Here is a 22,317-nt window from a genome sequence, read left to right as displayed (position 1 = left end):
TCCTAATTAGCTGGCGCGAAGGGCGGCGAGCAGCCCTTCGACCGGTTGTAAACGAACTTCCAATTCGGCAAGCAGGACGCTGCGCATGTCGGCGCGGAACGTGTCCAGCCAGGCGCCGGGTGCTGCCGCCGGGGCAGCGGTTGCGGCGGCATCGGGCCGGGCTTGCGTTCCGTCGCCGGATGGCGCGTCCGCGCTTGCCTGCGCGTCCACCTCGGCGCCGGCATCCGCCGCCGCCTGCGCCAGCGCGGCTTCCTCGGCCTGCCGCAGGCGGTCGAAATGACCCTGCAGCAGTTTCGGGATCGCACCCAGCAGGGCGCGCTCCTTGGGCAGCAGCGCCCGGTCCATGATGGCGTCCACTACGGCCAGGCGGGTCCATTCGCCATTCCGGGCGGCCACCATCCCGCGCAGCCGGCTGCGCAGATTGCCAATACTGGTCTCCATCGTGTGCTGCAACGACAGATACCGCTGGCGAAAACTCGAGTAATCGAAATCGGCTTCGGCCAGGGCCGCCAACTTCTTTTTGGCCGGCGCCTGCCCGGGCGCGAGCCGCTTGGCCGCGGTTGCCGCCGTATCGCTGGCGATGGCGTCCGCCAGGGTATTGCGCACGCGCACGCACTCGCGCTCCTCGGCGCTGCCGAACTGGCGGGCGCCGGGCGCAATGACCGGGGGTTTCGTATTCAACGCCGCCGACAGGGCGATCGCATCCGTCCACCCAAGCCATTGGCTCAGATGGTCGGATAGCGACTGCCTGGACTGCTGGACATCGGCGTCCGTCAGGCGAGTCAGCAAGCGAATGAGCGTCGGGCCGCTTAAACCTGTGCGCTGGGGGGCTTGCAACATACCACCAGAGTCAAAAAGGGGGGAGTTTACACGCTGCGGCGGGCCCGGAGGGCCTGCCCAGGGGATCGGCGGACGGCTTTGGGGGATAAATGGGGCCGCATCGAATGCCGGTGCAGCGGTGTGACCCATCGCCGTGGCGGGGGGAACCCTGCGGTTGCCCTCGCGTCGAACCTTTCATGGATGCCCGCACCCCGATGCGCCTGGCGCGACGACTGTTCATTCTGGCCGCCCTGGCTGCACTGGCGGCTTGGGCCTGGCCGCGCCTGCCCCACGCCGCCCGGGCCCCGTGGCACATGGCGCGGATGGCCTGGCTGGACGCGCCGGTGTCGTTGCCAGTGCCGGTACAGGGTGTCGCGGCGCGCAGGCTGGCGGACACCTGGGGGGCGGCCCGCGCCGGCGGCCGCACCCATCAGGGCATCGATATTTTCGCCAGGCGCGGCACGCCGGTGCTGTCCGCCACCGAGGGGGTGGTCACGCGCGTCGGCACGAACGAACTGGGCGGGCAGGTGGTCTGGGTAATGGGGCCCGGCCGTCAGATGCACTATTACGCGCACCTGGATGGTTACGCGGACATTCGTCGCGGCCAGTTGGTCGCCCCGGGCGACGTGCTGGGGTTTGTCGGCAACACGGGCAACGCCAAGGGCACGCCGCCGCACCTGCACTATGGGATCTATGCCACGGGCGGGGCGCTCAATCCCTATCCATTGCTGACCGCGCCCGCGCCGACAGAACCGGCGCCGACTGCATCCGGGTCATCCGCAAGCGCTTCCCGCCCGGTGGCCGACCGGGCGGACCCGGCCAGCCTGGACAGCCCGTCCAGATAATCGCTCAAGAAATCGATGAACCGGCGCGTCTTGGCGGGCAGAAGGCGGGTATCGGTCACGGCGTGGACGTCCATGGGCTGCAAGGACCACCGCGGCAGCACGCGGGCAAGCTCGCCCGACCGCAGCCGCAAGCTCATGTCGCCACCCAGCGCGGCGACCCCCGCGCCCAGGACCGCCAGGCGTTCTGCCGTCCCGGCGTCGTCGACGCAATATCGGGGCGGCGAGTCCACCACGAACCGTTCCGCGTGTTGCAGCAGCTGCCAGGGCGCCGCGTGCCCGCCACCGGTGCGCAGTCCGATACAGTCGTGATCCGGCAGATCCGCGGGGCTGGCAGGCGCGGCGCGTGCCGCCAGGTAGTCCGGACTGGCGTACAGACGAGCGCTTATCGCGCCCAGCCGCCGCGCCACGAGGGACGAATCGGGCAGTTCGCCGAAGCGGACCGAAACGTCCCACGCTTCAGGCGCGCGGATGCCGCCCGGTCCGCCTGCAAGGCCCATGTGGAAGCGCACGCCGGGATAGCGTTTGCCGAAGGCCGCCAGGGCGGGCAGCAGGGCGTCCATGGCGTAGGCGGTGCTTACCTGGATGCGCAGCGGACCGCTGGGCACCTCGAGCTGGCCGCGCAATTCTTCGTGCGCGACCTCCGCCTCGGCCACGATGCGGCGGCAGCGCTCGAAGTACAGGCGTCCCGCCTCCGTCAGTTCGACCCGGCGCGTGGTGCGATTCAGCAACCGCAGGCCGACGGACCGCTCCAGCTCGGCGACGTGGCGCGATACCGTCGAGGCGGGCACGCCCAGCGCCGCCGCAGCGCGGCTGAAGCTGTGCGCCTTGGCCACCTCGGCAAACAATTCCATCCCATGAAGGCGCTTCATACAGGCTCTCCCAAGCTTGGGCCGGCCAGGCCCCGACGTCAGAAGGCGTAGACCACGCCCACGTTGGCAAACACGTTCGTCTTCTTTTCGGTGAGCGGGCTGTCGCGGGCGTCGCCCACGAGCGTGTTGACGCCCAGCGTGGTCACGGCGCTCCAGCTTGCGTCGAAACGGTGCGCCCAGGTGCCGAAGAGCGCGACGGACTTGAAGCCGGCGGACGGCGAGTACGCATCCAGCCCTTCGCGGCTGCGCGCCGCCTGGGAAGGCGTGACGCCGAACCAGGTCTGCATGGCGTCGTGATTGGCCCATTGCGTGCTGGCGCCCACGGAAACGCGGTTGTTCGAATCGTGCCAGGCCGCGTAGGTGGCGCGCAGTTCCAGAGTTCCGCCATAGCCGCTGCGCGCCGCCTGGCGGTACGCGGCCATCAGCGAATAGGGCCCCGGCGCCCATTCCACGAAGGCCCCATAGGCGCCGTGGAAGTCGATGTCGTCCAATCCGCGCGTCCGATCGGAATCCGAGGAGTCGCGTCCCAGCGCCATGCCCAGGAACACGCCGGCGTTCCAATCCGGGGCCAGATCCGTCTTCAGCCCCAGCGCGGGCAGCCCCGCGCGGGGCGAGATGAAGAAATTGCCCGATTGGTAGTTGATCAAAGGCACCGGCAGCGCGCGGTATTCGCGCGAACCTTCATAGACGGGCAGGGCGGCGACGCCCAGCCCGATGAAGTTGTTACCGCCTTCCTCGGCGCGCGCGCTGCCCGCCGTCGCGGCCAGCAAGGCGGCAGCGACTAGCGGCGCCCTTGTTAAGATACCCAGCTTCATTCCATTCCTTTCTACAGGGATGCGTGCAGGCGTGATGCCTGCCGCCAACGGTGCGCATTGTGGCCGCCGGGTTTTAAAAAGTTTTTAAAGCGGCGCAGGCATGCTTGCGCCGTTATGTTTTTCTGGAGCTGTCTTGCGTGTCCTGCTAGTTGAAGACGACGCCATGCTGGGCGACGCCTTGCACACCAGCCTCTGCCAATCGGGCGTCGACGCGCACTGGGTCCGCAGCGTGTCCGAAGCGCGCCTGGCCTTGGTGGAGCATGGTTTCAGCGCCGTGCTGCTGGATCTGGGGCTGCCCGACGGCAGCGGACTGGCTGTCTTGAAGCAGCTGCGGTCGCGCTATGACGCCACGCCGGTCCTGATCATCACCGCGCGCGACCGCCTGAGCGAACGGGTCCAGGGCCTGGACGCCGGCGCCGACGATTACATCGTCAAGCCGTTCCAGCTGGACGAGCTGCACGCGCGGCTGCGCGCGGTGGTCAGGCGCAGCAGCAACACAGTCGTGTCGGCGCTGCGATGCCGCGACATCGCGCTTGAACCCGCCCGGCGCTGCGTCACGCGCGGCGGCGTCGAGGTGAGCCTGAGCGCGCACGAATACCGCACGCTACTGGCGCTGATGGAACGCATCGGCCACACCGTCAACCGCGAGCAGCTGGAAGCCGCCGTCTACGGAGACGGCGCCGCGCTGGAAAGCAACACCGTGGCCGTCTACATCCACCAGCTGCGTCGCAAGCTGGGAGACAAGCTGATCACGACGGTGCACGGCATGGGCTACCGCATCGAGGCCGGCGAATGAAGAATCTGCGCAGGCAATTGACGGTGACGCTGCTGCTGACGTTGTTGCTGGCATGGATTGCCGTGTTCGCCTTCCAGCAATTCGAAACGCGGCGCGCGCAGACGGGCTTGCAGGACCAGGGCCTCTACGATGGCGCGAACCAGATCCTGACGGCCATGCCGGTCAGTCTGCTGGGCAATGTGGCGCCGGCGGAACGCTTTGCGCTGCCGCCTTCCGTAGCGTTCAACGGCGACCGCGCCAGCTTCCAGGTGTGGTCGCTGGCGGACCGGCGGCCGCTGCTGCAGTCGAAGGAATCACCCGCGCAGCCGTTGAATCCGTCGTTCCGCGACGGCTACGCGGACAGCGCGGCCGGCGGCACGAATTGGCGCGTGTATTCAGTTACCGACGCGACCGGCCAGGTGCAGGTTCAGCTCGCGTATTCGCAAAGCGACCTGCGGGCAAAAATGCTGCATAACGCAAAGCGTGGCCTTGCCATCGTTTCCATTCTGTTCCTGCTGCTGGCGGCGGTGACGTGCGTGGTGATCGGGCGGGCTTTCCGCAAGGTGGACCGCGCGGGCGCGGCCATCGAAAGGCGCGGGCCGTTCGACCTGGCCGCGCTGCCGCAGGCGGGCATGCCGGGCGAGCTGCGTCCCTTCATCCGGTCGATCAACCAGTTGCTCCTGCGCGTCAAGGGCGCGCTGGACCGCGAGCGCCGTTTCCTGGAAAACGCCGCGCACGAATTGCGCACGCCGCTGGCGGCCTTGAGTGCGCACGCCGAACTGGTGGCGGGCAGCGCCAGCTCGGCGGAATCCGCGCAGGCCGCGGAGAAACTGCGGCTCGTCGCGCAGCGCACGACCCGCATTGCCGAGCAATTGCTGGACCAGGCTCGCATGGACGCGCTGGTCGACAGCGCGCAGGGCCCGGAAAAGGTGGCGCTGGACGGGCTGGTGGTCTTGCTGGCGCGCGACTGGGAAGTCTGCGCTGCCCGCGAGCAGCAGAGCCTGGCGCAGGATTTGAAGCCTTGTGCCGTCATGGGCAGCCTGGATGCGCTGGGCGTGCTGCTGGGCAATCTGCTGGACAACGCGGTGCGCTACACGCCGCGCGGGGGCCTGATATCGGTGTCCTGCGGCCCCGCGGCAGACGGCGGCGTGTTCCTGCGCGTGGCCGACGACGGGCCGGGCATCGCGCTGCAGGAACGCCAGCGCGTGTTTGACCGCTTCTATCGCGCGCCCGGAGCGCCCGTAGGCGGCAGTGGCATCGGCCTGTCGCTGGTGGCGCAGATTGCGCGCCAGCATGGCGCCACCGTGACGGTCGGCGACGGCCTGGGCGGTGCTGGCGTTTCGCTTACCGTCACGTTTCCCGCGCACTGAATTCCTGCGTGGCCCGGCGGGAATCACTACGCGGCCCCGCTGGCCTCGCTTCGTCCTGCCCATGGGCCGCTTGGTGTAGATTGACCTCCTGGTCGGGGCAAGGAGACGGGCGGTGGCGGGTGAAATCATGGACGTTCTGATCGAATCCGCGGCGCGCGCGCTGGCGGCGGGCGATCCATTGGGCGCGCTGAATCACGTGGCCCTGCGCAACGATGCCGCCGCGCTTGCCTTGCGCGGCATCGCCATGGCGCAACTGGGCGACCTGCCTCGCGCGCGGGCGCTGCTTCGGGGCGCAGCGCGTGCCTTCGGCCCCCGGCAGGCCGTGGCGCGCGCCCGTTGCGTGGTCGCCGAAGCGGAAATCTCGCTGGCGTCGCGTGAACTGGGGGGCGCGGACAAGGCCCTGGATGCAGCCCGCGCCACCTTGCAGGCCCACGGCGACATCGTCAACGCGGCGCATGCGGGGCATCTGGCGGCGCGCAGGCACTTGCTGATGGGACGGCTGGACGACGCTGAACGCACGCTGGCCGGCATGGCGCCGGAATCCCTGCCGTGGGCGTCTCGGGCCATTCAGGACCTGATCCTGGCGGGCATCGCCATGCGCCGTCAGCACGCGCAAGCCGCCCGGATCGCGCTGGCGCGCGCTGAAGCAGCGGCCACGCGCGCCGGCATCCCCGCGTTGATGGCCGAAGTGCGGGGCGCGTCCGAGGCGTTGGACGCGCCGGCGGCGCGGCTGGTGGGGCAAGACGGCGATCGACCCGTGCTGCTGGATGAGGTGGAAGCCTTGCTTGCATCCGACACGCTGGTCGTGGATGCGTGCCGGCACGCGATGCGCGGCGTGGACGAATCGATCTCCCTTGCCGGCCGTCCGGTGCTGTTTGCGATAGTGCGGACGCTGGCGCAGGCGTGGCCCGGAGATGCGAGCCGCGATGCGCTTATCGCGGATGCGTTCCGCACCCGATACTTCGACGAAACGCATCGCGCGCGTCTGCGCGTCGAGATCGGCCGCCTGCGCGCGGCGATTCGCAAGCTGGCCGGCATCAGTGCGACAAGCCACGGCTATGTGCTGAAGCCGGTCGCCGGACGCGACGTCGCCTTGTTGGCGCCTGCCGCGGGCGATGTGGATCCGGAGCAGGGCGCGCTGCTTGCTTTCCTGGCGGACGGCCAGGCCTGGTCCAGTTCGGCGCTGGCGATGGTGCTGGGGGCCAGTCAGCGCACCGTGCAGCGGGCGCTGGAAGCGTTGGCCGAAGCTGGCAAAGCGCAGTCTTACGGACAGGGACGCGCCCGCCGCTGGATGCTGCCGCCGGTCCCCGGTTTCACGACAAGCTTGTTACTCCCGGTGATCCTTCCGGGCCACTAGCATGGACGGACACCATCACAAGGAAGCCACCATGAAACGAACGCAAGCCACGATACTCCGCGAATACGGCCCATTCCCGGGAGTCGACGCCGTGCACGGCCTGACCTACGACGGTGAGCAGGTCTGGTTTGCCACGGGCACCAGCCTTGTCGCCCTGGACCCCGCCAGCGGCGCCACCTCACGCAAGCTCGACATGACCGCCAACGCCGGCACCGCCTTTGACGGAACGCACCTGTACCAGATCGCCGACGGCAACATACAGAAGGTCGATCCGAACACCGGCGACGTCCTGTCCAGCATCCCCGCGCCCGGCGGCGAGCGCACGTCCGGCCTGGCCTGGGCCGAAGGCAGCCTGTGGGTGGGCGCCTATAAAGACCGCAAGATCCATCAGGTGGACCCGGCCACCGGGAAGGTGCTGCGCACGATCGAATCCAACCGCTACGTGACGGGCGTGACCTGGGTCGATGGCGAACTGTGGCACGGCACCTGGGAGAACGACGAAAGCGAGCTGCGGCGACTGGAGCCGCGCACCGGCGAAGTGCTGGAATCGGTGGGGATGCCGGCGGGCGTCGGCGTGTCGGGGCTGGAGTCGGACGGGGGCGCGAAATTCTTTTGCGGCGGCGGCGAAAGCGGGAAGATCCGCGCGGTGCAGCGCCCGGCCAAGGCCAACAGCTAGGCGCGAATCAAGCGCAAACGGGCCGCATGCACGCGCGGCCATCCCCGCCGACGGAGCGCGCAGGCCGCCAACACGGACAATTTGCGGCTGTAAACAGCGCCGACCCCAATAATGGGAAAATACAACAGTAGTCGATCAATCTGGTGCGCAAGCACGCCGACAGCCGCGAGTTCAAGGCGGATCTGAGCGCGGGGGTGGGCAACTGGGACACCTATCGCGTCACCGCCGACCTGTCCACGCAGCTCAATTCCGAGGGCAGCGTGCGCGGCCGCATCGTGTCCGCCTACCAGGACAATCATTCGTACCTGGACTTCTATCAGAACCAGAAGAAGGTCTTTTACGGCGTGGTGGACGCCGACCTGACCTCGCGCACGACCCTGAGCGTGGGCTACAACTACCAGGACAACGACCCGCAGGGCAGTTCGTGGGGCCGCCATCTTCCAGATCGACCAGGACAACGTCGCCCAGGTCGACCCGGGCCAGATGGTGCCCGGCACGACCAACCAGGCCTACACCGCCGCGCAGGGAACGCGCAGCCGCGGTTTCGACCTGGAAGTGTCGGGCGAGGTCACGTCAGGCTGGAACCTGGCGGCCGGATGGTCGCATTGGACGGCCAGCGACGGCGACGGCAACGCTATCCAGACGGACCAGCCGCGCAGCCTGGTGCGCGTGTTCACGACCTACCAGCTGCCCGGCGAGTGGCATCGCCTGACCGTGGGCGGCGGCGTCAACTGGCAGAGCCATGTCTACACCATCGCCAGCGGCCCGAACGGCGACGAGCGCGTGGGGCAGGGCAGCTACGCCATCACCAACCTGATGGCCCGCTACCGCTTCAACCGCAACCTGTCGGCGCAGTTGAACGTCAACAACGTGTTCGACCGCAAGTACTACAGCCAGATCGGCTTCTACAGCCAGGGCGCGTGGGCGGCGGGCCGCAGCGCGATGCTGACGATGCGTTATCAGTACTGAGCGGCTTCATGCGGGCGCGTCCGGGCCGGGCGCCGACTGCGCCCGCGCCGCGTCCGCGATGCTGGCGATGAAAGCATTGGCGGCCTGCGGCATGATGCGGCCCGCCAGCGTCTGGACCTCGAAGTGGCGCTCGTTCATTTCGCGGTCGCGCAGCGGCACGGCGACGATCCCGCCCCATTGCAGCCGGTTGCGGATGGCCAGTTCGCCGCAGAACGCCACGCCGCCGCCGGCGCTGGCGAAGCCGACCAGCGCATCGATGCTGCGGCTGGTGAAGGCGGGCTCGCAGTGCAATTGCTGGCGGCTGAAGCTGATGTCGATCAGTTGGCGCAGCGTGGAGTCGGGAGTCGGCAGCGCAAGAGGATAGGCCACGAGCTGCGCCAGGGCCAGATCGCGCCGGCCGGCCAGCGGGTGGTCCGCCGCGACGATCGCCCGCACCGGCGCGGGCACACGCAGTTCCACCTGGATGTCCCGTTGCGAGGTCAGGCTGAGAGTGACGCCGATGTCGGCCGAGCCGTCGCGGATGCGCTGTGGAATCTCTTGCTGCGAACAGACGTCCAGCGAAAATCGGATGCCTGAATAGCGTTGCCGGAAGGCGGCGATCGCCGCGGGCACGAATTCGGACGCGTAGCCTTCCGTGCTGACCACGCGCACATGCCCCTGGCGCAATCCGCGCAGCGCCAGGATGTCTCCGGCTACACGTTCCACGTCCTGCTGCATGCGCTTGGCGTGGGCGGCCAGCAGTTCGCCGGCGGCGTTCGGCGTCATGCCGCGGGCGCGGCGCTCGAACAGCAGCGTGCCCAGTTCGCGCTCCATGCGGGCAATCTGGCGGCTGACGGCGGACGGCGCGACATCAAGCCGCCCCGCGGCCTCGCTGACCGAGCCGGTGCGCACCACTTCCAAAAAATACCGTAGGGAAATTTCCTGCAGGACGCGGGGGTTCATGGCTGGATCCGAGGTTTGCGGAAAGCGCAAAGAAGAATTCTAACCATTGATATTGCTGCAAGGCTATGTCGGCCTCTAGGATGTGTCATTTCCTTGCCGACCTTCTGGTATCACAGCAATGTTTCAATCCGTCGATTCGTCCCAAACCTCGGTCCTGCAATCTGTGCGCCTGGCGCGGCCGGTCCTGTGGACGCGGCCCGCCTGCCAGTCTTCGGCGGTGGCGCCGGGCGCCCGGTTTCTGATGGACCAGGTGCTGTCCGCGCAAGAGCGTTTTGCCCGATTCGCGCCGTTGCTGGCGGAACTGTTTCCCGAACTGGCGGCCACGGAAGGCGTGATCGAATCGCCCCTGCTGCCGGCCGCCGCAATGGAAACCGCCATCGGCATGGCGCCGGGGACGGGGCGTTTGTGGATCAAGGCCGACCACGCGCTGCCGGTGGCCGGCTCGATCAAGGCGCGGGGCGGCATCCACGAGGTGCTGGAATTCGCGGAATCGCTGGCGCTGGGCGCAGGGCTGGTGCGCGCGGGGGACGACTACCGTAAACTGGCCAGCCCCGAGGCGCGAGCCTTCTTCGGCCAATACCAAGTCGCCGTGGGTTCCACCGGAAACCTGGGCCTGTCCATCGGCGTCATCGCGACGGCGCTGGGGTTCCGGTCCGCGGTTCACATGTCGGCCGACGCCAAGGAATGGAAAAAAGCGCGGCTACGGGCACGCGGGGTTGAAGTGGTGGAACACGCGGGCGATTACGAAAAAGCGGTCGCGGCGGGGCGCGCCCAGGTCGAGGCGGATCCTTGCGGGTACTTCGTCGACGACGAGCGCTCGGCCTCGTTGTTCCTGGGCTATGCGGCGGCCGCGCTGCATCTGCGCACCCAGCTTGTGCAGGCAGGCGTGCGCGTCGACGCCGAGCATCCCTTGTTCGTGTACCTGCCTTGCGGCGTGGGCGGGGCGCCGGGCGGCATCGCGTTCGGCCTGTCGCAACTTTATGGTCCTCACGTCCACTGCTTCTTTGCCGAGCCGGTGCAATCGCCTTGCTTTCTGGTCCGCATGATGGCCGGCTGCGGCGAATTGCCCGGCGCGCCGGCGGCGGCATCGGTGTACGACGTTGGCCTGACCAACGTGACCGAGGCCGACGGGCTGGCGGTGCCCACCGCGTCCGAGCTTGCCTATGCGGCGGTGGGCGCACAGTTGCGCGGCGTGTATACGGTCGAAGACGACACGCTGTACGCTGATCTGGCGCGATTGCGCGATACCGAAGGGCTGCGCATCGAGCCCTCGGCCGCGGCCGGTTTCAGCGGGCCGCGCCAGCTCCTGCACAGCGACGCCGGCCAGGCGTGGCTGCAGGCGCGTGGCCTGGCGCCGCACATGCCCCGCGCCACGCACCTGGTCTGGACCACGGGCGGATTGTTCGTGCCCGACGAAGAATATGACCGATTCCTGAGTCGCGGGCGTTCGCTCGCGGCCGGTTCCTAGGCGCCGCCAGACGCGCCCGTTTTCCACCACCTCCCATCGAGCACCGCCATGAAAACCTCGTTTCTTGCAGTCAGTCTCGCCATTGCCAGCGCCATGGGCGCCGTTGCGCCCGCCGTGGCGCAGGACGCCTATCCCAGCCGCCCCTTGACGCTGGTCGTGCCCTTTCCGCCCGGGGGCGCCACCGACGTGCTGGGCCGCGTGGTGGCGCAGAAGTTGGGACAGGAGCTGGGCCGCACCGTCGTGGTGGAGAACCGCGCGGGCGCGGGCACCGTGATCGGGGCCAGCTTCGTGGCCAAGGCCGCGCCGGACGGCTATACGCTGCTGGTCAGTTCGGGCACGACGTTCACGGTCAATCCGGCCATCCAGAAAAACCTGCCGTACGACCCGGTCAAGAGCTTCGAGCCCATCGGCATCGTCGGCCGCACGGGCCTGGCGCTGCTGGCCAACCCCAAGGTGCCGGTCAAGGACCTGAAGGAGTTCGTCGCCTACGTGAAGGACCCTTCGCACGAACAGCTTCCCTACGGCTCGTTCGGCACGGGCACCACCGCGCATTTCGTGGGCGAAGCGTTCATGTCGGCGGCGAAGCTGAAGATGACGCACGTGCCCTACAAGGGCAGCTCGCCCGCGATGACGGACCTGATCGGCGGCCAGATCCCGTTTTCCGTCGACACGGTGGCGGCGGCGCTGCCGCAAAGCAAGCAGGGCAAGGTGCGCGTGCTGGCGGTGTCCAGCCCCAAGCGCTCCGCCTTCCTGCCCGACGTGCCCACCTTCGCGGAACAGGGCTATCCGTCGGTGGCGATGGATACGTGGCTGATGGTGGCCGCGCCGCGCGGCCTGCCGGCCAACGTGAAGAGCCGGCTGGAGCAGGCGCTGAAGGCCACGGTGGAATCGCCCGAGGTGAAGAAGAGCCTTGAAGCCCAGGGCTTCGAAGCCGAGTTCTCCAGCGCGGCCGAAGGCGAGGCGCTGATCCAGCAGGAACTGCCTGTGATGCGTGAAGTCGCGCAGCGCGCCAACATCAAGATCGATTGAAGGAAGACGACCATGGCATTGGACGACACCCTGGTATCCCTGACGGCCGTGGAGCTGCGGCGCATGATCGGCGCGCGTCAGCTTTCACCCGTGGAATTGCTGGAGGCCTGCATTGCGCGCATCCAGGCCGTCAATCCGTACGTGAACGCCGTCACCGCCACCGCCTACGAACGGGCAAGAGCGGAAGCGCGCGCCGCCGAACGCGCCGTGATGGCGGGCGAGCCGCTGGGCCTGCTGCACGGCCTGCCGATGGGCGTAAAGGACCTGGAGCCCACGGCCGGCGTGCTGACGACTTACGGCTCGGCGTTGTACCGCGGCCACGTGCCTGACGAGGACGTCGAACTGGTGGCCCGTCTGCGCCGCGCGGGGGCGATCGTCGCCGCCAAGACGAACGTGCCGGAGATGGGCGCCGGCGCCAACTCGCGCAACACCGTCTGGGGGGCGACCGGCAATCCGTTCAATCCCAATCTGAACGCGGGCGGCTCGTCGGGCGGATCCGCCGCCGCGCTGGCCTGCGACATGTTGCCGGTGTGCACGGGGTCGGACACCGGCGGCTCCCTGCGCATCCCCGCGTCCAAATGCGGGGTGGTGGGCTTTCGCCCGTCGCCCGGCGTTGTGCCCAGCGTACGCAAGCTGCTGGGCTGGACCCCGATCTCCGTGGTCGGCCCGATGGGCCGCACCGTGGCGGATGCCTGCCTGCAGATGGCGGCGTCGGCCGGCCCGAACGCCGGCGACCCGCTCAGCTATCCGCTGGACCCATTGCAATTCCTGACACCTGGCGTGGCGGATCTGGGTTCGCTGCGGGTGGCCTACACCGAAGACTTCGGCATCTGCGACGTGGACAACGGCATCCGCGCCGCGTTCCGCGAAAAGATCGCCGCCATGCGGCATCTGTTCGCCGCCTGCGATCCCATCGACCTGGATCTGGGCGAGGCCCACCGCTGCTTTGACGTGCTGCGCGCCGAGGCCTTCGTGGCCGGCATGCGAGACGCCTACGAGAAAGATCCCTCCAGCCTGGGCCCCAATACCCGCGCCAACTTCGAAATGGGCGCGGCGATGAGCCTGATGGATTGCGCATGGGCGCAGGCGGAGCAGACGCGCCTGATCAAGCGGTTCCAGCGCGCCTACGACGACTACGACCTCATCCTTTCGCCCACGACGCCCGTGTCTCCGTTCCCGTGGACGCAGCTTTACGCGGACAAGATCAACGGCGTTGCGCAGGAGAACTACTACCGCTGGCTGGCCTTGACCTACGTCGTCACCCTGACGACCCATCCCGCGCTGACGCTGCCCTGCGGACGTGACGCGCAGGGCATGCCCTTCGGCCTGCAGATCGTGGGCCGCTTCCGTGGCGACCGCGAGGTGCTGCGAGCGGCGCAGGCGATGGAACAGGCATTCGCCGGCATCGAGGCCCTGGACCGCCCGCGCCCGGATCTGGCGAATTTGCGCGCGGCGGAGCCGGCGTTGACCTCAATCGTGACGACGCCGCCGCTGTTGCAGGGCGGCGGGCAAGGAGAAGCGGTGTCGGCGGTGTAGCAAAAAAGGGCGCCGTTCGGCGCTGGCCAGTCAGTCACTTTGCAATGAGCCTGGAGGTATCCATACCTCGATGACGTCGTTCCTCCCTTTGAAATTTGCGGGCAAGGGGCGCACTGCCCAGGCAGGGTTGGAGCCCAAGGGTCGAAGCGTTTCGGCACAGTCCTCGGAAGTCTTACTGTGATAGAGGACAGTCGGTACGGAGAAAGGTCTTGGCGGACGTTGTCCTGAACGCCTGGCGCTGTCGTTAACGTCTTCCACTCTAGGAACTGTTGCGCCCAGCGCTTGCCAGGTTTCGCGCAAAACGTTGACCATGTCACGCGAAGCGGGGCTGTAGATCTGGACATATATAGTCTTGCCGCTGCACGCTGATTTTTTGACTTCTTTGACCTCCGAAACGTTTGAATTATCTGCTGTTTGGGAGGCTGCTGGATCGCTGGAGACTGCCTCCTCCGGGGGGCGTGGTGGTGGAAGTCTCGAAGCTGATATTTTCGGCAGCAGCAAGCAATTTTTGAAGTCGGCGAGATTGTTGTAATCCCGTATCCAATATGTCGGAACGCACGAAGGCGATGGTTCGTTTTGCAGGCAATTCGGTACTTTTTCGTTATTGGTCAGTACGGAACACGACGGATGGGGGACGGTAAGACTGGCACATGCTTTTTTGGTCTGCGACAGCATGAGCCACAAAACCTCCGACTGCTTGAAGGCAGCAAGGTTCTTGTTGGTGCATACGACATCCCCGACCCGAAGTAGCGCCGTGGCCATTTCGCCTACTCGGTTGTTTGGCAGTGTGGAATCCGACGTAGGGTCGCCAAGCTTTCCAAAGATGTCGGTCAGTTCTTTGTACATCGCTGGCTCGATCCGGGATGCGCGCGCCATTGCATCCCATTCCTTGCTGACTAATTCCCATGTGGCAAGGCCGATGCTTGCGATCGCCCCGATGCTCAAGGATGCGGACACTGCGCCGGTCGATGCAATGCGAGAAGAGAGCCGCTTTGGTGATGGTTTCAGGACGCGGCCGCCTGTTTCGTCGGACTCCAGCACCGCACCATCATCATCCACGAAATTTTCCAACGCAAAGGATGGCAGATCAAGCAATTGCGCGAGGCGAACTTTCCTGCCCAACGCTTGCCCAAGCAGGAAATAGCTTTCCCATTGGGCCTCGCTAAAGAACTGGTCGGTAGTGGGCTCCTGCGGAAACAGCGGATTGTCGGCTTTGAAATTGACCAGGTCCACGGCGGCGCCTTGGCACATATTCGGCTTCACGATCACCATGTAGCCAATCTTCCCCGACGAGAGATAGTTTATGCGTGCAAGCGCGAGACAAGCATGGCTATCAGCTGACGCGAGTTCGTTCAAGGAACCGAAGTCGGCCACTCCGGTGTCCGCGTGCGGACTCCCGACCCGCGACGAGTTTTGAATTTCCTTGTCTGATCGTGGTCGCAAGAATGTAATGTCGGCCTGTAAATCTATCCGCGCCTTGCGGACCAGGTTCTCGAGATCGCCAAACGAATATCTCGGATCGGCGCCGCAATCAGCGACGACAATGACGCTGCATTCCTCTCTCAACAACGCATAGGCTGCGGTGTTTTCGAAATGGCCGCCGTCACTGAGAAACCAGTCCCGACGTCCGATGCCGTCAAACCGTCCGGACAGTTCGTTGAAAAATTGGCCATACTTGCACAATCGCTGCGATAGCTTGGAATTTTGCGCAGGCGCTTGGTAGCGGCTATCCCACCAGTATCCCAGTCTCACTCCTGACAGCATCAACAAGGCGGAAACTCCCATCCTCGTAGAGGCGCCTAGTCCCGGGGCGATAGCTGCGCCCGATATGGCTATCCACGACCCCAGCGAGAGACTGGCGATTTCGTCGGGACTGTTCCAAGACCTGGATGCTACACACATCTGTCCATTTGGACCGATGGTCAGCAATAGTCCCTTGCGGTCCCGGTTAAACAAGCCGCCATCGGGGTCGCGAGTCTGATTGATGCAGACGTTGATCAGGTGTGCCGGCCCTCCGTGAAGATTGGGTGCGTAATCCTTCATCGGCACGTCATCGGCGGGGTGGACATCCGCCACGCGGCCCGTGGAGTGCGAGGACGGCGTCCTGATCGCAAACGGGCTGCTGTTGTCGGCGGCGCCGCGAAAGCGGTCAGGGTTCGCGGCGCCAAGGTAACTCCGAACAATCCGCGCCCGGTAGAAAAAAAACAAAGAAGAGCGGTTCAGGAAGTCTTGATTTCGGGCTGACAGGAGCACCAATGCTGCAGCTGGAAAAAGCATCCAGAGGATGGCTTCGTAAGCCATGCCGAAGCGTAGGTCAAATGGGGCGGTTCGAAAGAACAAAAGGTCAGAGACGATCTTGTGAACCCAGCTCATCCAAAAGATCACTACGAATAGCAGAACGGCAATGCCGACGACGTTCAGTAGTCCGAGAACGGTATGTCGCGCCCAAGGTGCGAGACTCTTGGGCAAATCCGAGATCTTGGGCAATGCTACGCGTAGCGCGACGGTCATCACGGCTAGCACCATGCCAAAAACGCTTTGATTTTCGCCGTCGAAGTGGGCCATCGACCACGCTAAGTAGTCGGCCGCGCCCAAGGTAAAAAAGACGATCGCACATAGCAGCGTCGCCGACAGCGCGGATGTGAGCCGGTTTCGTATCAGTCCAGGCTCTTTCGCACTCCGGCGTAACAGAGCCGCAATGAAAATGCCGGCCAGCCACGCCAACATAGTCGCGATTGCGATAACAGAGAAGACTGGAGGAAATTGGAGCTTGGTTTTCAGACGGGGAAGAGACCCGAAGCCGATCTCGGAGTTCACAATGACCAGTGCAATGGCGATCAAGGCAAAAATTGCTTGTTTGGAGAGGCGCGACTTCCATCGCTCGTCAAACTGCGTAGGCAATACCCAGTACGCATAAGCCAAGGCAACGCCAACCCACGCAAAAACTGGCAGAACAAGCCATACGGGGGGAGGACCGGCCAAATATTGCAGAACTTCGATCGTCAGCCACGAAGGCGACCGGCATCCGAGAGACCTGTACACGCAGTCGGCCCATTGCCATACCAGAAGATCGATGCTGAGAAGGATGGTTCCGATCATGATGGACAACAGGGCAAGCTCGACGTGTATCCCGAGAAGGTTCCGACCGAAATTTGCGGCGGCAAAAAGCGCATCCTTGAATCCACCCGGGATAAGGTATCGGCCGTTTACCCGCAGCCACGCCCCGTATTGCCTGCCATCCGCGTCGGCGAGAGCCTCCTGTACCTTGGCGGGGTTGGCTCCCTCCGCTTGATATAGCTTTCCGATAGTCGATCCTATGTAGCCGCCCCCAGACACGGTCGACATCAGATCGAATCGGCGGAAGATGTCCTGCTTCGCGAGCGCTTTGATCAGTCCAAAGCAGAATGTCGCGCTTCGGATTCCCCCTCCGGATAAGGCAATGCCCCAGGGCCGAGGATCGAAGTCCGATCTATCTGGATGCTCCATTCTGCGACGGTCGCAATGCTCCTTAACGCTCCACGGCTGCTGGGGATCCACAGGTTGTCGAGTCATCACAATGCTCCTGTCGTGTACCTGGGACTTAACAACGCGCGTAGTCGACAAACCCCCTTAGCGTCCTGTCGTTCAGCTTTCGCCGAGTGCCTGGAGCATCAGAGGAGACGGAGCGGAGGATGGTTGCGGCGCAATTTTCTTGATTAACTCGGAATCAGCTTCGCCAACCTTGATCACCTTTCCATCAAATTTGTCCCCGGCCATTTCGATTTCCTTAAGGCGTGCGGTTCGCAAGAGTGGAGGGCGTGCGCATGCTGAGACGATTCGAGCTAGACGGCAAGTGGAGGCCGTGGCTTATCGTCGGTTGCATCGATGCGGACCGGTTGTGTCTGTTTAGCTGCCGAGCCAGAGGGGGTAAATAATCGATATTGGTTATTCCCAATGCGCCTCCATCCCCTTCGATACCTTTCGAACAGAAGGCCTAGTCCTTTTTCTAGGGTAATTCCTGACTAAAAGCTGATTGTCAGTCGTTTGTCAGAAAGGTTTAATCACTCCAAAGTTGCGCATCAGACGCATCAGGCGCATCGCCCGGAATCCGGGCTGATGCCCGCAGCAGGCGTTTCCATCCCGCACCTCGCAGGAGTAGTAACTACACGCTGGTCCATGTAGTCCACCCCAGGAGACAACAAGCCATGCAACACGTTACAAAGCCCCGTCGCCGCAAGTTCATCTCCGGCGCAGCCGCCGCGGGCGCCGCGGCGCTGGGATTTCCCGCGGTAACCAAAGCCCAGAACGCGCCCATTTCATTCCGGTTCCAGAGCACCTGGCCCGCCAACGACATCTTCCACGAGTTCGCCCGCGATTACGCCAACAAGGTCAACGAGATGGCCGGTGGCCAGTTGAAGATCGAAGTGCTGCCGGCCGGCGCGGTGGTCAAGGCCTTCGACCTGCTGGACGCCGTGTCCGCGGGAACGCTGGATGGCGGCCACGGCGTGGTGGCCTATTGGTACGGCAAGAACACCGCGGTGGCGTTGTGGGGCTCGGGGCCTTCGTTCGGCATGGACGCCAACATGCTGCTGGCGTGGCACGAGTACGGCGGCGGCAAAGAGCTGCTGGTCGAGATCCAGAAAGCCATGGGCGTGAACGTGCAATCGCTGATGTACGGCCCGATGCCCACGCAGCCGTTCGGCTGGTTCAAGCGGCCCGTCACGAAGGTCGAGGACGTCAAGGGCGTGAAGTTCCGGACCGTGGGCCTGGCCATCGACATGTACACGGCGATGGGCGCGGCGGTGAACGCGTTGCCGGGCGGCGAAATCGTGCCGGCGCTTGACCGGGGCCTGCTGGATGGCGCGGAATTCAACAACGCGTCGTCGGACCTTGCACTGGGCTTCCAGGACGTGTCCAAGATCTGCATGCTGCAAAGCTTCCACCAGAGCGCGGAACAGTTCGAAGTGCTGTTCAACAAGGCGAAGTACGACGCCTTGCCCGTGCACCTGAAGCACATCCTGAGCTATGCGGCCCAGGCGTCCAGCGCGGACATGTCCTGGAAGGCCTCCGACCGCTATTCGAAGGACTACATCAAGCTGCAGAAGGACCACAACGTCAAGTTCTACAAGACGCCTGACGCCATCCTGCAGCAGCAGCTGAAGATCTGGGACGAGATGATCGCCAAGCGGTCGGCCGAGAATCCGCTTTTCAAGAAGGTGCTGGATTCGCAGCGCGCCTTCGCGGAGCGGGTGGGGCGCTGGCACGGCGACACGACGGTCAATTTCCGCATGGCCTACAACCACTACTTCTCGCGCACCACCAAGCAGGCCTGACGCGGTACTACGCCGTACCCGCGCGCCGCCAAGACGGCGCGCGGCGCCTCGCCATGCGTCCAGGGTCCGTTCACGCCGCAGACACGCTTGTTGCGGGGTGGGCGGGGCCGAACCAGGACCTTCGATGATCCGAATCGTACGCTTCATAGACCGCATCTCCACCTTTGTCGGCAAGACCTTCGCCTGGCTGATCGTAGTGTTGACGTTGCACGTGTGCTGGGAGGTCGCGGCGCGCTACATCCTGAACCAGCCCAGCGCCTGGGCGTTCGACCTTCAGATGATGTATTACGGCATCCTGTTCATGATGGCGGGCGCCTACACGCTGGCCAAGAACGGGCACGTGCGCGGCGACATCCTTTACGGATTCCTGCCGCCGCGCGTGCAAGGCGCGCTCGACCTGCTGCTCTTCATCGTCTTCTTTTTCCCGGGCGTGATCGCGCTGGTGTGGGCCGGCTGGTATTACGCCGGATACTCCATCGCCATCCGCGAGCACTCGTCGCTGATGGCGAACGGGCCGCCCATCTATCCATTCAAGGCCTTCATTCCGGCCGCCGGCGCGGTCCTGCTGCTGCAGGGCGTGGCCGAGGTGATGCGCTGCATCCTGTGCCTGAAGCAGGGCGCATGGCCGTCGCGCGAAGAGGACGTCGAGGAAGTGGACGTCGATAAGCTGAAGGAGATGGTGCATGTGAAGGACGAAGACATCGCCAAGCTCGACCGCTACGTCAATTCCGGGGAGTCCCAGCGATGAAAATCCACAAGGCATTGTGGTTCGGCCTGTCGTGCATTGCGCTGGTGCTGTTGATGATCGCGTTCCTGACGCCGTGGGACAACCTCACCACGGGCCACATCGGCCTGCTGATGCTGGCGCTGATCGTCGTGGCCATCATGCTGGGGTTTCCGACGGCTTTCACGTTGATGGGCATGGGCGTGCTGTTCACGTTCCTGGCCTATTACATGCAGAGTTCGGACCCGGGGCGCTCGCTCGGGCAGACGCTGGACCTGATGGTGCAGCGCACGTACGCCACCATGACCAACGATTCGCTGATCTCGATTCCGCTCTTCGTGTTCATGGGTTATCTGGTCGAACGCGCCAATCTGATCGAAAAGCTCTTCAGGTCGATGCATCTGGCGCTGGCCCGCCTGCCGGGCGCGCTGGCGGTGGCCACGCTGGCAACCTGCGCCATCTTCGCGACGGCCACGGGGATCGTCGGCGCCGTGGTCACGCTGATGGGCCTGCTGGCGATGCCGGCCATGCTGAAGGCTGGCTACAGCGTGCGCCTGACGGCCGGCTCGATTACGGCGGGCGGGTGCCTGGGCATCCTGCTGCCGCCGTCGGTGATGCTGATCGTGTATGGCGCCACCACCGGTGTGTCGGTCGTGCAGCTTTATGCCGGCGCGCTGTTTCCGGGGATCATGCTGGCGATTCTGTACATGGTCTACGTGATCATCGTGGCCAAGCTGCGGCCCGACATGGCGCCGCCGCTGCCAAAAGAGGAGCGGGGTGTGCCGCTGTCTCGCGAGTCCACGGCGATGGCGGCGGGTGGATACACGCGCGCGGTCTCGGGCATGCTGGCCGCCATGTTCAAGGGCAAACGCAACAGCGGGGTGTCGTTCGGGTATCTGACGCGCAACATGGCCACGGCGCTGGCGCCGCTGGCGGTCACGGTGCTGATGCTGGCGGTGGTGCATCATGCGCTGACGCGGCCGGCCGTGGAATATGAAATTCCGGCGGAGCTGCAGCTGGGTTCCACCGACTTCGACTCCGGCCTGAGCGAGCCGCCCGGCGATGGATTGGCGGAGCCGCCGTCAAGCGAACTGGCCGAGCCGCCGTCCGCCAGCTCAGTCGCGGGCACTGGCCTGGCCGAACCGCCGGGCACCCCGGCGGCGCAGCCCCCCCCCAATGCCGCGGCGCCGGCGGCACAGGCGCAGGCGCCGGCGGCCGCCGACGATCGCATTGCCGCGCCGACCGGATTCTGGATCTTCGCGGCCGTGTGCGTGGCGATGCTGGCGGTGTTCTATGCGGTGCTGACCTGGGCGCGCCTGGAAATCTTCAAGATGCTCATGGGGTCTTTCTTTCCGCTGGCTGTGATGATCGCCGCCGTCCTCGGATCGATCGGCTTCGGCCTGGCCACGCCCAGCGAGGCCGCCGCCATGGGCGCCATGGGCGGCGCACTGCTTGCCCTGGCGTATCGGCGGCTGAACCTGCCCGTGCTGCGGGAATCGGTATTCCTCACGGCGAAGACCAGCGCCATGGTGTGCTGGCTGTTCGTGGGGTCTTCGATCTTCTCGGCGGCCTTCGCGCTGCTGGGCGGCCAGCGCATCATCGAGGAATGGGTGCTGTCGCTGGGCCTGACGCCGATCCAGTTCCTGCTGCTGGCGCAGATCATCATCTTCCTGCTGGGCTGGCCGCTGGAATGGACCGAGATCATCGTGATCTTCATGCCGATCTTCGTGCCGCTGCTCAATACGTTCGGCATCGATCCGCTGTTCTTCGGACTGCTGGTGGCGCTGAACCTGCAAACGGCCTTCCTGTCGCCGCCGGTGGCCATGTCGGCCTTCTACCTGAAGGGCGTGTCGCCGCCGCACGTGACGCTGAACCAGATCTTCCTGGGCATGATGCCGTTCATGGGCATCCAGGTGGTGGCGATCTTCCTGCTGTATGTGTTCCCCGAGATCGGAATGTGGCTGCCGACGGTGCTGTACCGATGAAAGGGGCGCCCCGGCCAATGGCCGGGGCATGATTCAACGAGCCAGGTACATCGCGGCCGCGAAGAGCCAGGACGCGGCCAGTGCCAGATAGGCCAGCAGCAGGGCCTGTGTCCAGGAGGCCGGCCAGCGCGCGGCCAGGCCCAGGCGCTGGCCCAGCGCGCCCAGCAGATATCCGCCATTCGCGCCGGGCAAGGGCAGCAGGTTGAACGCCGCGGTGGTGGCGGCGGCCAGGCCCAGCAGAGTGACGAACGGCAGGCCATGCGCGGCCGCGTCCACGCGGGCCAACAGATCCTGCGCGGTGTGCAGGGGCGACAGCGCGCCGCCAACGATGTGCGCGAATCCATCGGCCAGGGCTTGGAATCCCGCGGCGCCGCCCAGCAGCGCGCAGGCGAGTGCGATCAGGACAAGGCAGCCGGATGCACCGATGAGCAATTGCGCAGCGAGCGGCTGGCGATCCAGCGGCTGGCGGTCCAGCGGTACGCCGTCCATGGGCTGGCGACTCAGGACCGGGTCATTCAAGGTCTCGAGGTCCTGCGTCGCGCGACCCCGCGCATCGTGCAGATGATCGGCAGACGCGGGATGCGCGTCGTCATCGTCCTCTTCCCACTCTGGCATTGCGTCGGCGGCGGTCTGGAAGCGGACCGCGCCGCCCAGGGGCAACAGCCTGATGCTGAGCTTGCCCACTCGCAGCAGGCGCGGTCCAAGCCCGAACGACATTTCCTCAAGCGCTACCCCAAGCGCGCGTCCGGCCAAGGCCATGGCCGACACATGCGCCAGCGCGCACAGGGCAACGGCCAGCAACAGGCCGATTGCTCCGGCCGGCACG

Annotated in this window: 18 protein-coding genes and 1 pseudogene; 12 read left to right on the top strand and 7 right to left on the bottom strand. The window is 65.5% G+C overall.

Translation table 11 applies throughout. The features are described from left to right. Positions 1-6: 6 nt before the first annotated feature. Positions 7-840, bottom strand: a complete 834-nt coding sequence (locus RT614_RS10020; RefSeq protein WP_313621954.1) for a DUF3348 domain-containing protein — start codon at positions 838-840, stop codon at positions 7-9. Between the two features lie 89 nt (positions 841-929). Here RT614_RS10020 and RT614_RS10015 point away from each other — a divergent pair. Then, a pseudogene (locus RT614_RS10015) lies at positions 930-1,526 on the top strand (M23 family metallopeptidase); the annotation flags it as partial. An 11-nt stretch (positions 1,527-1,537) separates the two neighbouring features. Here the strand turns inward: RT614_RS10015 and RT614_RS10010 are convergent. After that, complete coding sequence (locus RT614_RS10010; RefSeq protein ID WP_313621953.1) at positions 1,538-2,533, bottom strand: LysR family transcriptional regulator; 996 nt, start codon at positions 2,531-2,533, stop codon at positions 1,538-1,540. Positions 2,534-2,571: 38 nt separating this feature from the next. Next, entirely contained in the window at positions 2,572-3,348 is a 777-nt protein-coding gene (locus RT614_RS10005; RefSeq protein WP_313621952.1) for a MipA/OmpV family protein, read from the bottom strand. Between the two features lie 133 nt (positions 3,349-3,481). On the opposite strand from RT614_RS10005, the gene RT614_RS10000 reads away from it, so the two are divergent. From RT614_RS10000 to RT614_RS09980, 5 genes are all read left to right on the top strand, one after another. After that, entirely contained in the window at positions 3,482-4,144 is a 663-nt protein-coding gene (locus RT614_RS10000) for a response regulator transcription factor (protein ID WP_313621951.1), read from the top strand. Continuing rightward, positions 4,141-5,493, top strand: a complete 1,353-nt coding sequence (locus tag RT614_RS09995) for an ATP-binding protein (protein WP_313621950.1) — start codon at positions 4,141-4,143, stop codon at positions 5,491-5,493. Before RT614_RS10000 ends, RT614_RS09995 begins: the two co-directional genes overlap by 4 nt. 127 nt (positions 5,494-5,620) lie before the next feature. Continuing rightward, positions 5,621-6,850: a helix-turn-helix domain-containing protein gene (locus tag RT614_RS09990; RefSeq protein WP_313621949.1), complete on the top strand. Its 1,230-nt coding sequence runs from the start codon at positions 5,621-5,623 to the stop codon at positions 6,848-6,850. A 31-nt stretch (positions 6,851-6,881) separates the two neighbouring features. Then, positions 6,882-7,526, top strand: a complete 645-nt coding sequence (locus RT614_RS09985; RefSeq protein WP_313621948.1) for a DUF6923 family protein — start codon at positions 6,882-6,884, stop codon at positions 7,524-7,526. 483 nt (positions 7,527-8,009) lie between these two features. Next, positions 8,010-8,495 carry a TonB-dependent receptor domain-containing protein gene (locus tag RT614_RS09980; protein ID WP_313621947.1) on the top strand — a complete coding sequence of 162 codons (486 nt, stop codon included), beginning with the start codon at positions 8,010-8,012 and terminating at the stop codon, positions 8,493-8,495. A 6-nt stretch (positions 8,496-8,501) separates the two neighbouring features. Here RT614_RS09980 and RT614_RS09975 read toward each other — a convergent pair whose 3' ends face one another. Then, positions 8,502-9,437 carry a LysR family transcriptional regulator gene (locus tag RT614_RS09975; RefSeq protein WP_313621946.1) on the bottom strand — a complete coding sequence of 312 codons (936 nt, stop codon included), beginning with the start codon at positions 9,435-9,437 and terminating at the stop codon, positions 8,502-8,504. A 118-nt stretch (positions 9,438-9,555) separates the two neighbouring features. On the opposite strand from RT614_RS09975, the gene RT614_RS09970 reads away from it, so the two are divergent. The 3 genes from RT614_RS09970 to RT614_RS09960 are packed head-to-tail and all read left to right on the top strand — an operon-like array spanning position 9,556 to position 13,470. Beyond that, positions 9,556-10,905, top strand: coding sequence for a D-serine ammonia-lyase (locus tag RT614_RS09970; protein ID WP_313621945.1), 1,350 nt, complete (start codon positions 9,556-9,558; stop codon positions 10,903-10,905). Between the two features lie 48 nt (positions 10,906-10,953). Continuing rightward, entirely contained in the window at positions 10,954-11,934 is a 981-nt protein-coding gene (locus RT614_RS09965; protein WP_313621944.1) for a tripartite tricarboxylate transporter substrate binding protein, read from the top strand. A 12-nt stretch (positions 11,935-11,946) separates the two neighbouring features. Then, the gene (locus RT614_RS09960) at positions 11,947-13,470 is read left to right on the top strand and encodes an amidase (protein ID WP_313621943.1); all 1,524 of its coding nucleotides are present in this window, start codon (positions 11,947-11,949) and stop codon (positions 13,468-13,470) included. Between the two features lie 30 nt (positions 13,471-13,500). On the opposite strand, the gene RT614_RS09955 is transcribed toward RT614_RS09960, so the two are convergent. Together RT614_RS09955 and RT614_RS09950 are read right to left on the bottom strand one after the other, a co-directional pair. Further along, on the bottom strand, positions 13,501-17,022 hold the full coding sequence (locus RT614_RS09955; RefSeq protein ID WP_313621942.1) for a patatin-like phospholipase family protein: 3,522 nt from the start codon (positions 17,020-17,022) through the stop codon (positions 13,501-13,503). 72 nt (positions 17,023-17,094) lie between these two features. Continuing rightward, the gene (locus RT614_RS09950; RefSeq protein WP_313621941.1) at positions 17,095-17,226 is read right to left on the bottom strand and encodes a hypothetical protein; all 132 of its coding nucleotides are present in this window, start codon (positions 17,224-17,226) and stop codon (positions 17,095-17,097) included. A 428-nt stretch (positions 17,227-17,654) separates the two neighbouring features. On the opposite strand from RT614_RS09950, the gene RT614_RS09945 reads away from it, so the two are divergent. From RT614_RS09945 to RT614_RS09935, 3 genes are all read left to right on the top strand, one after another. Further along, complete coding sequence (locus RT614_RS09945; RefSeq protein WP_313621940.1) at positions 17,655-18,782, top strand: TRAP transporter substrate-binding protein; 1,128 nt, start codon at positions 17,655-17,657, stop codon at positions 18,780-18,782. 124 nt (positions 18,783-18,906) lie between these two features. After that, a complete protein-coding gene (locus tag RT614_RS09940; RefSeq protein WP_313621939.1) occupies positions 18,907-19,530 on the top strand; it encodes a TRAP transporter small permease subunit in 624 nt (207 codons plus the stop codon). Further along, entirely contained in the window at positions 19,527-21,491 is a 1,965-nt protein-coding gene (locus RT614_RS09935) for a TRAP transporter large permease subunit (RefSeq protein ID WP_313621938.1), read from the top strand. Before RT614_RS09940 ends, RT614_RS09935 begins: the two co-directional genes overlap by 4 nt. A 33-nt stretch (positions 21,492-21,524) precedes the next feature. Here RT614_RS09935 and RT614_RS09930 read toward each other — a convergent pair whose 3' ends face one another. Continuing rightward, on the bottom strand, positions 21,525-22,316 hold the full coding sequence (locus RT614_RS09930) for a site-2 protease family protein (protein ID WP_313621937.1): 792 nt from the start codon (positions 22,314-22,316) through the stop codon (positions 21,525-21,527). Position 22,317 lies beyond the last annotated feature (1 nt).

Origin of the sequence: Achromobacter sp. (assembly GCF_032102605.1) — a bacterium.
GTDB lineage: Bacteria > Pseudomonadota > Gammaproteobacteria > Burkholderiales > Burkholderiaceae_B > Achromobacter.
This window is presented reverse-complemented; position numbering and strand designations above follow the sequence as displayed.

Bases quoted from the DNA above. Each gene is read 5' to 3' on its own strand.
- RT614_RS10020 (WP_313621954.1), bottom strand. From the start codon at position 840: ATGTTGCAAGCCCCCCAGCGCACAGGTTTAAGCGGCCCGACGCTCATT.
- RT614_RS10010 (WP_313621953.1), bottom strand. From the start codon at position 2,533: ATGAAGCGCCTTCATGGGATGGAATTGTTTGCCGAGGTGGCCAAGGCG.
- RT614_RS10005 (WP_313621952.1), bottom strand. From the start codon at position 3,348: ATGAAGCTGGGTATCTTAACAAGGGCGCCGCTAGTCGCTGCCGCCTTG.
- RT614_RS09995 (WP_313621950.1), top strand. From the start codon at position 4,141: ATGAAGAATCTGCGCAGGCAATTGACGGTGACGCTGCTGCTGACGTTG.
- RT614_RS09990 (WP_313621949.1), top strand. From the start codon at position 5,621: ATGGACGTTCTGATCGAATCCGCGGCGCGCGCGCTGGCGGCGGGCGAT.
- RT614_RS09985 (WP_313621948.1), top strand. From the start codon at position 6,882: ATGAAACGAACGCAAGCCACGATACTCCGCGAATACGGCCCATTCCCG.
- RT614_RS09980 (WP_313621947.1), top strand. From the start codon at position 8,010: ATGGTGCCCGGCACGACCAACCAGGCCTACACCGCCGCGCAGGGAACG.
- RT614_RS09975 (WP_313621946.1), bottom strand. From the start codon at position 9,437: ATGAACCCCCGCGTCCTGCAGGAAATTTCCCTACGGTATTTTTTGGAA.
- RT614_RS09970 (WP_313621945.1), top strand. From the start codon at position 9,556: ATGTTTCAATCCGTCGATTCGTCCCAAACCTCGGTCCTGCAATCTGTG.
- RT614_RS09965 (WP_313621944.1), top strand. From the start codon at position 10,954: ATGAAAACCTCGTTTCTTGCAGTCAGTCTCGCCATTGCCAGCGCCATG.
- RT614_RS09960 (WP_313621943.1), top strand. From the start codon at position 11,947: ATGGCATTGGACGACACCCTGGTATCCCTGACGGCCGTGGAGCTGCGG.
- RT614_RS09955 (WP_313621942.1), bottom strand. From the start codon at position 17,022: ATGACTCGACAACCTGTGGATCCCCAGCAGCCGTGGAGCGTTAAGGAG.
- RT614_RS09950 (WP_313621941.1), bottom strand. From the start codon at position 17,226: ATGGCCGGGGACAAATTTGATGGAAAGGTGATCAAGGTTGGCGAAGCT.
- RT614_RS09945 (WP_313621940.1), top strand. From the start codon at position 17,655: ATGCAACACGTTACAAAGCCCCGTCGCCGCAAGTTCATCTCCGGCGCA.
- RT614_RS09940 (WP_313621939.1), top strand. From the start codon at position 18,907: ATGATCCGAATCGTACGCTTCATAGACCGCATCTCCACCTTTGTCGGC.
- RT614_RS09935 (WP_313621938.1), top strand. From the start codon at position 19,527: ATGAAAATCCACAAGGCATTGTGGTTCGGCCTGTCGTGCATTGCGCTG.